At 67.8% G+C, this 7716-nt stretch carries 9 protein-coding genes and 2 pseudogenes; 6 read left to right on the forward strand and 5 right to left on the reverse strand.

Going from position 1 to position 7716, the window contains the following annotated elements:
- Nucleotides 1–140: 140 nt before the first annotated feature.
- The gene (locus AOQ53_RS24405; protein WP_059420446.1) at nt 141–713 is read left to right on the forward strand and encodes an SMI1/KNR4 family protein; all 573 of its coding nucleotides are present in this window, start codon (nt 141–143) and stop codon (nt 711–713) included.
- A gap of 172 nt (nt 714–885) precedes the next feature.
- Here AOQ53_RS24405 and AOQ53_RS24410 read toward each other — a convergent pair.
- The 4 genes and pseudogenes from AOQ53_RS24410 to AOQ53_RS24430 form a co-directional block, all read right to left on the reverse strand.
- Nucleotides 886–1667, reverse strand: a pseudogene (locus AOQ53_RS24410) (IS256 family transposase); the annotation flags it as partial.
- A 744-nt stretch (nt 1668–2411) separates the two neighbouring features.
- Nucleotides 2412–3095 (reverse strand): annotated as a pseudogene (locus AOQ53_RS47770) (AAA family ATPase); the annotation flags it as partial.
- Between the two features lie 66 nt (nt 3096–3161).
- A complete protein-coding gene (locus AOQ53_RS24425) occupies nt 3162–3371 on the reverse strand; it encodes a hypothetical protein (protein WP_059420449.1) in 210 nt (69 codons plus the stop codon).
- The gene (locus tag AOQ53_RS24430) at nt 3368–4144 is read right to left on the reverse strand and encodes a TnsA-like heteromeric transposase endonuclease subunit (RefSeq protein WP_059420451.1); all 777 of its coding nucleotides are present in this window, start codon (nt 4142–4144) and stop codon (nt 3368–3370) included. Before AOQ53_RS24430 ends, AOQ53_RS24425 begins: the two co-directional genes overlap by 4 nt.
- Nucleotides 4145–4412: 268 nt before the next feature.
- Here AOQ53_RS24430 and AOQ53_RS47775 point away from each other — a divergent pair, with 268 nt between their 5' ends.
- Entirely contained in the window at nt 4413–4637 is a 225-nt protein-coding gene (locus tag AOQ53_RS47775) for a hypothetical protein (RefSeq protein WP_330219366.1), read from the forward strand.
- 29 nt (nt 4638–4666) lie between these two features.
- Nucleotides 4667–5008: a telomere-protecting terminal protein Tpg gene (gene tpg / locus AOQ53_RS47780; RefSeq protein ID WP_408055179.1), complete on the forward strand. Its 342-nt coding sequence runs from the start codon at nt 4667–4669 to the stop codon at nt 5006–5008.
- Between the two features lie 133 nt (nt 5009–5141).
- Here tpg and AOQ53_RS24440 read toward each other — a convergent pair whose 3' ends face one another.
- On the reverse strand, nt 5142–5438 hold the full coding sequence (locus AOQ53_RS24440) for a hypothetical protein (protein WP_059420460.1): 297 nt from the start codon (nt 5436–5438) through the stop codon (nt 5142–5144).
- Nucleotides 5439–5682: 244 nt separating this feature from the next.
- Between AOQ53_RS24440 and AOQ53_RS24445 the strand changes: the two genes are divergently transcribed.
- The 3 genes from AOQ53_RS24445 (at nt 5683) to AOQ53_RS24455 (ending at nt 7560) form a co-directional block, all read left to right on the forward strand.
- Nucleotides 5683–6468, forward strand: a complete 786-nt coding sequence (locus AOQ53_RS24445) for a hypothetical protein (protein WP_059420462.1) — start codon at nt 5683–5685, stop codon at nt 6466–6468.
- 583 nt (nt 6469–7051) lie between these two features.
- Nucleotides 7052–7288, forward strand: coding sequence for a hypothetical protein (locus AOQ53_RS24450; protein WP_059420453.1), 237 nt, complete (start codon nt 7052–7054; stop codon nt 7286–7288).
- On the forward strand, nt 7288–7560 hold the full coding sequence (locus AOQ53_RS24455) for a hypothetical protein (RefSeq protein WP_059420455.1): 273 nt from the start codon (nt 7288–7290) through the stop codon (nt 7558–7560). The genes AOQ53_RS24450 and AOQ53_RS24455 overlap by 1 nt, the downstream gene beginning before the upstream one ends.
- Nucleotides 7561–7716: the final 156 nt, after the last annotated feature.

The following is a 7716-nucleotide window of genomic DNA, read 5'->3' on the forward strand; positions in this document are numbered from 1 at the left end:
CACAGATGAACGGCCCCAGCTTGTTGACAACAATCGCTCTCGGCTGCCGCTGGTCAGAGAAACCATCTTTGAACTCCGGTGGGTGTCCTCGCCGTTGATGAGTTGGGATCCTTGGCCTCCGGCCGGGTGGAGGAGGGCGCGTGAGTGTCGAGGAGTCGTGGGGCAAGATCGAGCGCTGGATAGCCCAGCATGCGCCGGAGGAAGACCCATTGCCGGCTCCGTGTACTCGCGCAGACCTGGATGCCTTGTACGAGTCTCTCGGAGGGCAGCTGCCGGATGATGTCGAACGCTCACTGCTACGTCACAACGGGTCAGGCCTGACCGTGATTCTCCCGCCCGGGTTCACGCTCCTGGGCGTCGAGGAAATCCTCGAGAAGCGTGCGACCTGGTTGAAGTACGCGGCACCTGATGACTCAAACCTGGCAGAAGGAGACAAGCCCTTTCTCGTCCCGTTCGCGACGTTGAGCGTTATCCAGCTCCTGGTCGACATCAGGACAGGCCGTATTGGCGAGTGGGACATCGAGCAGGGCTTCGCCTGGGAACGTGATCCCCTCTGGCGCTCCTTCACTAGTGCCCTGGACTTCGTCGGGAACCTGCTGGCCTCGCCGCCTCCTTGGATCGCGATACTGCCGGGCGACGACGAGTGGGAAGTAACCGACAGGGACCCGGCTTTTCCCCGGACGCTCGTATGGACCGAAGACCCCGTCGAGTGACCTCTAACCGGCCTGGAAGCAGACCGGCGAGTACCTCTCATTGCCGTGGGCCCCCTTACCGGGGACTAGCGAGCAGACGGCGTGTGATCACACCGCCTGCACTACCGAAGCGGGGCGGGTCACGTCCACTGGAGTGGTGTATCGACGGCCACTCGGTGATCTCGTTTTGAGGCTATGCGGTGAGTTCGGTCGGCATGACGGTCTCGTCGGTTTCTGACTCGATCGGGTGGAGGCGGGCCTTGGCCAGCAGCTCGCGACCCATGTAGCGGCGAGCCTCGGTCCACTCGTCGTTCTGCTCGGCCAGGACTGCGCCGACGAGACGGATCACGGCGGTGCGGTCAGGGAAGATGCCGACCACGTCAGTGCGGCGGCGGATCTCCTTGTTCAGCCGCTCCTGCGGATTGTTCACCAGATCTGCCGCCAGATCTCGCGCGGGAAGGCGGTGAAGGCCAGCAGGTCATGCTGGGCGGCGTCCAAGTGGGCGGCGGCCTTGGGGAACTTGGCCTCCAGTGCGTCCAGGACGTGCCGCATCTGGGCCTTCACGGCGTCGGTGTCGGGCTGTTCGAAGACGGTCCGCAGGAGGGTTGCCACCCAGGGCTGGGCCGACTTGGGGACCTGGCTCAGCAGGTTTCTGGCGTAGTGGGTCCGGCACCGCTGCCACGACGAGCCGGGCAGAACGGCACCGATGGCGTCGACGAGGCCGGCGTGAGCGTCGGAAATGACGAGCTGGACGCCGGTCAGGCCGCGGGCGATGAGCGAGCGCAGGAAGGCGAGCCAGCCGGCGCCGTCCTCGGCAGTGGCGACATCGATGCCGAGGATCTCGCGGTGTCCGTCGGCGTTGACGCCGACCGCGATCAGCGCGTGGACGTTGATGATGCGGCCGCCTTCCCGGACCTTCTGGGTCAGTGCGTCGACCCAGACGAACGCATACGGCCCGGCGTCCAGGGGCCGGTGGTGGTGCAGAACGCGGCGAGTTCGTCTCTCTCGAGCATGAACATCCGGCGCGCGGGTGCCGAGTGGCTGCGCGGGCCAACCAGGCCGGTCCGCTGCAAGAGGACCATGGGCTTCAGGTCCAGGCGGTGCGCGAGCCGCAGGACGAAGCCGTGAAGGTCTTCGCCGGGCAGTGGCGACAGGCTCCGGGGCAGTTGTTCGAGCGGGCGCCGCACGGGTCAGCCTGCGACCTGGCCGCTGCGGGGCCCGTGGTCGTCGAAGACGGTGTTGCGGCTGCGGGAGCGGCGCTTGGCGGGCTTGGGCGGCGGGGCGGCGATCTCGTTGTCCGGGGGCTTTCCCGCTGGCCATGGCTTCCAGGCAGCCGTCCTCGATCAGCCGGCCGAGGAGCCCCACGACTCCGTTGGTCCGGCGCATCAGGTATTCGGGCAGGGTCCCTTCTGTGAGCATCCCGTCACGTGCGTTGAGTAGCCGCAGGTGTTCCTCGATGCCTTGGAGGTGGTTCACGAACGCCTGGATTCCGGCGGGTGTGGTGGTGCGGAAACGGTCGAGTTCCACGAGTTCGAAGCGTCGCTCGGTCTGGGTGACCTCCAGGCCGTGGACGCGGGTGGACTCCAGCGGCGGCATGACCCAGGAGCGCTGCTTGGGGTGCCAGCGGGCTTCGCGGAGGAGGCCGGTGCCGGGGATGTTCACCCCGGTGAGGATCAAGGTGACGTCCAGGCCCATGAAAGCCCGGATGAGGTCGAGGACGTCCTGGTCGTCGGCTCGGTGCATCCGTAGGCGGTTGATGTCGTCGATGATGAGGACCTTGACGCCGTGGTCCCTGAGCGACTCGGCGACCTGCCGGACGACTTGCGGCAGGGTCAGGCTCCGGGACGGGGCGTTGAAGAAGTTCAGGATGGTGACGCAGGTGCTCTTTGGCGTCGCGGTGACCGGAGCCTGGACGTAGGCGACCGGGGAGTGAAGGTCCACCGTGCCCGGCACGGACGCCGGGTTGACCGAGTTGTGTAGTCGCAGCCACCGGTCTTCGAACGCGGCGACGACTCTGCAGACGGTGGCGGTCTTCCCGTGCTGGCCCCAGCCGCTGACCATGACGCCGGCCAGCGTTGGGTCTCCCTTCTTGCGAGTGTTGGCGCTGAGCCGGCGGTCGATCAGCCGGGACGCCTTCTGGGCCATCGGCGTCTGCTGCAACGGCAGGTTGACGTTGGTCATCTGCCGGTAGGTGTCGTAGTCGTCGCGCCTCCTGGGCGGCAGAGTGCGCCATTGTGAAGCGGATAGCCGCTGGGTCGGAACCAGCAGGCTGCGGGTGGCCCGGAAGTGCTGCCAGCCGGCGAACGTGTCGCGGCTGGGCGTTTCCGAGAGGATCAACTCGGCGATCTTCCTCCTGGACGGCAAGCCCGTCAGCAGGTCGCGCGGCACTGTCGTGTCGGTCATGCGTCGTCCCCCGGCTCGTCGTCGTCCAGATTGGGCAGCAGGAACAAGCTCCGCTGCCGCAGAGCGTCATCCAGCTGACGCCTCCACCACCTTCGCCAGAGGCTCAGGGCGGTGGTGCATGAGCCAGCTGACCGTCCGGTCCTCCGATTGGCCCTCCGAGCTGACCAGGACGACACGACCGTGCTGGGGCTCCACCTCGTCGACGACCCAGTCGACGCCGTCGATCCGGAACCCGGCCCCCGGCGCCAGGTCCAGCAGCCTCTGTGCAGCCGTCACCGGAACTCCTTCCAGCCCGACGGCCAGACCAGGGACGAATCTCCCAGCGGACGGCCCAGGTCGAAGCCGAGCCGACGGTGCCAGAGCAGATGAACCGCGTGGGCCCGACCCACCGCCGGCAGCCGTGTCGCCTGTACCAGTTCCCCGAACGCAACCGGCCCGTCGGCAGCGGCCGCGAGAAGTGCCGGCTGGCAGCCCAGCTGGTCCGTCAACGGCCGCCGTTGAGCCGACAGTGCGTCCAGCCCCGAGAGCACCTGCGGGCGCCATCCGGTGATCACCGAGTAGCGCCAGCCGCAGGCGGCCGCCGCCTCCCGGGACGCGGCGAACTTCACCGCGTCCAACTCGCCGATCAGTCCCGCAGGCCGGATACCCAGCAGCCAATGCCCGCCGTCGCCCATCCCGTCCAGGAAGTCCGGGGTGTGTCCGGCGTGGCCGTCAACGTGCTGGAAAGTGAGGGCGAAGGGCTGTGGGAGCACCTCGACCACCGTCATGAAGTCCAGGGCCAGCAGGGCCGCCCTCTCCTCCAGCGATTCGAAGCCGTGCTTCCGCCCTGTCGAGACCAGGAACTCCAGCCCAGGACGATGTCTCTGCTTCGTCCTCCAGGTGAAACCGCGAACCGGCTTCGAAGACAGCACCGGCACCGAACCCAGGTCCCGGACCGGCCAGACGACCTCCGACCCGTTGATCTGCCACGCAGCCGTCCAGCGACTCGCCCAGCTGTCCCGCATCACCAGCCGCGTACGGGCCTCATCCAAGCCCGCGTACGGCGACATCAACTCGTCCAGGACACAAGCGTCGGAACGGACCTGGCCGGCAGTCTCCGGATTTCACCGCACCAGATCACCAACTCGTACGCCCCCCCCCACAGCAGTTGATCACAACTGATCGCTTCGCAGAGTAACCACAGGGCGAGATCGGCGTCATTTGCCAACAAGCGTGCTGTTTGCCAACTGCACTGCGTCGCCTCAGCCGCCTCCCCTGGGAGACGGCCTCCGTCGGCGTCGTCATCTATCCACAGGGGACCTGGGGTTCCCTGGACGAATGATCAACAGCGACAACACGCAGCAGCCGAGCCCGCGCCGCAACAGGGTTCTGGGCGCCCTCAAGCGGGCGGAGCGCAAGGTGTTCACCCGGCCCGCGCCGAAATCCGCGAAGGCTCAGATGGAATTCCTCTACACGCGCGCCAAGAAGTCCACGAAGGCCCTGGCAGAACAGCTGGGCGTCTCGCAGCGCACCGTGCAGCGCGCTACCGCGCCGGGCAGCTGACGAAGCCCCAGAAGCGCCTGCAAGCCGCGCTGGTGGAGGAGACCGAATCCCAGTGGCAACCGCAGCTCAGGGCGCAAGTGAAGGAACGAGCGGCGACCTCCACCGGCATGATGGTGGAGGTGACGGCGTACTTCGGGTTCACGTGCACGGGCAGCTCGGACGACGGCCGTGTACGCACCATCACCACGCCGATATCGCCCACCTACGCCGCTGAGATCCTCCGCCTACAGGAGGCCGGTGCGACGGAGGAAGACCTACATCCGATCGTCGCTGACGCCATCACCGAGTCGTATTTCACGGAATGGAGCACCCGGGCTGATGGCCTGCGCGCGGGTTTCACGCACGTCCAGTCGATAGAGTTTCAGTTCTGACACGGCCAAGTTCAGGGCCTGCTATAAACCTTATTGTGACTGAGCGCCATGGCTGGCCAGTTAGCGGCCTTCTTGGCCAGCCTTAGCGTTCACGGTCGACGACACTCGGACGGACTTGATCATCGCCCCGAGTTCAAGCGGTCACGACATTGAAGGCCGGGAAAACCTTCGGCTGCACATCGGCGAATCCGAGGTCTCGCAGGATCGGAAGGATGGTCTCACCGAACCGGTTGAAGGACTCCTCGGAGTCCCAGACATCCGTCACATGCCAACCGGTCGGACTGGGGCCTGCAATATGGGCGATGAGACCGGGGACGGGCCAGTCCGAACTGGCCTTGACCAGTCCGCGTCCCTTGTTCAGTTTGTTTGTGCCTTCTTCGTACTGGGCCTGGGTCATGCCGGGCACGTCAAACACAGCGATGATGGCCATGATCACTCCGTCTCATTGAGGGGCCTCAGGTTCTCCCAGTCGACCGTCTCAACGATTCGACCGCGCGTTGAGGCGCTCCATCCGGAGGAGGGGCCATCTCGGCTCTGGGGCTCCGAGCGGGCCACCTGCACCGCTCAGACTGACCAACTGTGGCACTCATTTGCGGGCCGTCGTACAGCGCTCTGGCGGCGGCCCGCACCTTATTCCGCACCCCGAATGCGAGGCCCTGATGTGCGAGGCCCTGATGAGCAGCCCCTGGCCGCCCCGGCGCACTGCCTGCCGTCCCGTTCCCCGCGCGGCCGCGCCCCGTGAGCCGGTCGACCACGCCGGTATCGGCCGACGTGTGGTTCGCCGCCGCGCGAAGGGCATGGACGCGGCCGCCGTCGCGGCGACCCTCGAGGACGCCCGGTTCGACGCGCGCCAGGACTCCCGCCACGAGCACCTGGCCGACGACGAACGCGGCCGGGCGGAGCTCGCGGAGTGGGAGCGCATCGACCAGGTGCTCGCCGCCGCTCCCTCCGGCACCGTCTACGACCCGGACACCGACGACGTCGTCCAGGAGGAGCTCGCCGCCGAAGCCGCGGCCGCCGCCGCCCGGGAAACCGAGCTGCGCGCAGCCGCCCGGATCGCGGCCCGCGCCGATGAGCTCCAGGCGCTGCGCGAGCTGGGCACGCTGGAACAGGCTGAGCCCCGCGAAGGCGACGAAGCCGTCCGGGACGAACTCACTCGCCGGGCCGGGTCGTACGTCCAGGCCGACGTCGACGCATTGGTCGCGCACGCCCTGGCCGCGCACCTCGGGCACTACCAGGACCCGGCCGCCCGCGAGGCTGCCGCCGACCTTCTGCCGCAGCCCGTCCTTGCACGCGCCGCGCTGCTCGCCGAACTCGCCCGCCTGGTCCCGGCCGCCTGCGTCGACCAGCTGGCGTTCGCGGCCCGCCTCGCCGCCGCCGACCCCGAGGCCACTGCCGACCTCGCTGCGTTCCTCACCCGCGCCACCGAGCCGGCCGGCGCTGAGGGAAGCCGGGCGTGAACGAGCGCCAGGAGCACGGGGTGGTCGTCACCTGCTCCCGGACGGCGTCACGCTAACGCAGCGTGAGCGGGACACTGCCTGTCACGCTCCGGCGGAAAAGCTGTCACGCTCCCTTCAATGCGTCCATGTATGTCCGATCTTTAGGCCCGTTGATCCTCTCCAGGGCAGATCTGCGGGTGGAGCGTGACACTTGTGGTCTTGCCTGGCGCGCACTCGCGCGCCGTACGAACGTAGTCGCGCCCACTCTCCGACATCCCCGCCTGAACAGTCCGGCCGATCTGTGTCATCTGTGTCATCAACCCCCCGTTTCCCCACGTGGGCAGGCTCATCTGTGTCACTGTTCAGCTGATCTGTGGCATCGCGCGGGCGGACCCATCTGGACCCAGCAACCGCCCCAGATCCTGGGTCCCTGGGTCCCGGGACCGGTGTTTTCCCAGGTGGACGCGGAACGGTCCGGAAGCTGGGTCCACCTGGGTCCTGGTCCGGCACCTCGTAGGAGTCGGTTCGTCCGGAGTGGTCCCCCCGGGCCCAGGGCGGCCGATACCGTTGAGGGAGACGCCAGTTCTGCCTTCTGGAGCCCTCGATGAGCGAACAGCCGACCGCCTCCGCCGACCACGCCCGGCAGCAGCTGGAGCCCGCGGCCGCCGACGGGTTGCGTGCGTACGCGGCCAAGACCCGCGCCAGCGCCGACCAGTTCGCCGCCGTCCTGGAGGACATCGCGGAGAACGGGCTGCCCTCGGTGGAGGATTGCACGCCGTGGGAGGAGCTGCGTGAGGCCCACCTCGCCCGGCTCGCCGCACAGCGCCCGGCCGTCGCCTGATGGCCCCGCGGCAGGGCCCGCGCCGCGCCCGGATCGCCTTCTCCGACTCCGCCGCCAAGCAGCTGGAGTCCATCACCAGCGAGGCGGTGCTCCACGCCCTGGACCGCGCCCTGGTCGTCATCTCCGTCGACTCGGACGTCGGCGAGCCGATCCCCGGCGACACCGCCGGCCCCCAGCTGCGCCAGTACACCGACGAAGTCGAAGCCGTCCGGGTCCTGTACTTCGTCACCGCGCTGCGCACCGTCGTGGTCGTGGCGTACATCGAGGTCTGACCAGCGAAGGAGCCGCAGTGCCGTCCATCGTCCAGGAGCTCTCCAGCCACCGCGACCTCGGAGGGCTCCGCACCCTGCTGGAGTGCCCCTTAGGGGTCCTTGCAGAATGATCTTCCTGTGGCACGGTGGAGAGGTACGTGATCCCGTGTTGTGTGG

The sequence above is a fragment of the Streptomyces azureus genome (assembly GCF_001270025.1).
GTDB lineage: Bacteria > Actinomycetota > Actinomycetes > Streptomycetales > Streptomycetaceae > Streptomyces > Streptomyces azureus.

Excerpts from the sequence above, each read along its gene's own strand:
- AOQ53_RS24440 (WP_059420460.1), bottom strand. The coding sequence starts at position 5,438 with ATGGCCATCATCGCTGTGTTTGACGTGCCCGGCATGACCCAGGCCCAG.
- AOQ53_RS24430 (WP_059420451.1), bottom strand. The coding sequence starts at position 4,144 with ATGTCGCCGTACGCGGGCTTGGATGAGGCCCGTACGCGGCTGGTGATG.
- AOQ53_RS24445 (WP_059420462.1), top strand. The coding sequence starts at position 5,683 with ATGAGCAGCCCCTGGCCGCCCCGGCGCACTGCCTGCCGTCCCGTTCCC.
- AOQ53_RS47775 (WP_330219366.1), top strand. The coding sequence starts at position 4,413 with ATGATCAACAGCGACAACACGCAGCAGCCGAGCCCGCGCCGCAACAGG.
- AOQ53_RS24450 (WP_059420453.1), top strand. The coding sequence starts at position 7,052 with ATGAGCGAACAGCCGACCGCCTCCGCCGACCACGCCCGGCAGCAGCTG.
- AOQ53_RS24455 (WP_059420455.1), top strand. The coding sequence starts at position 7,288 with ATGGCCCCGCGGCAGGGCCCGCGCCGCGCCCGGATCGCCTTCTCCGAC.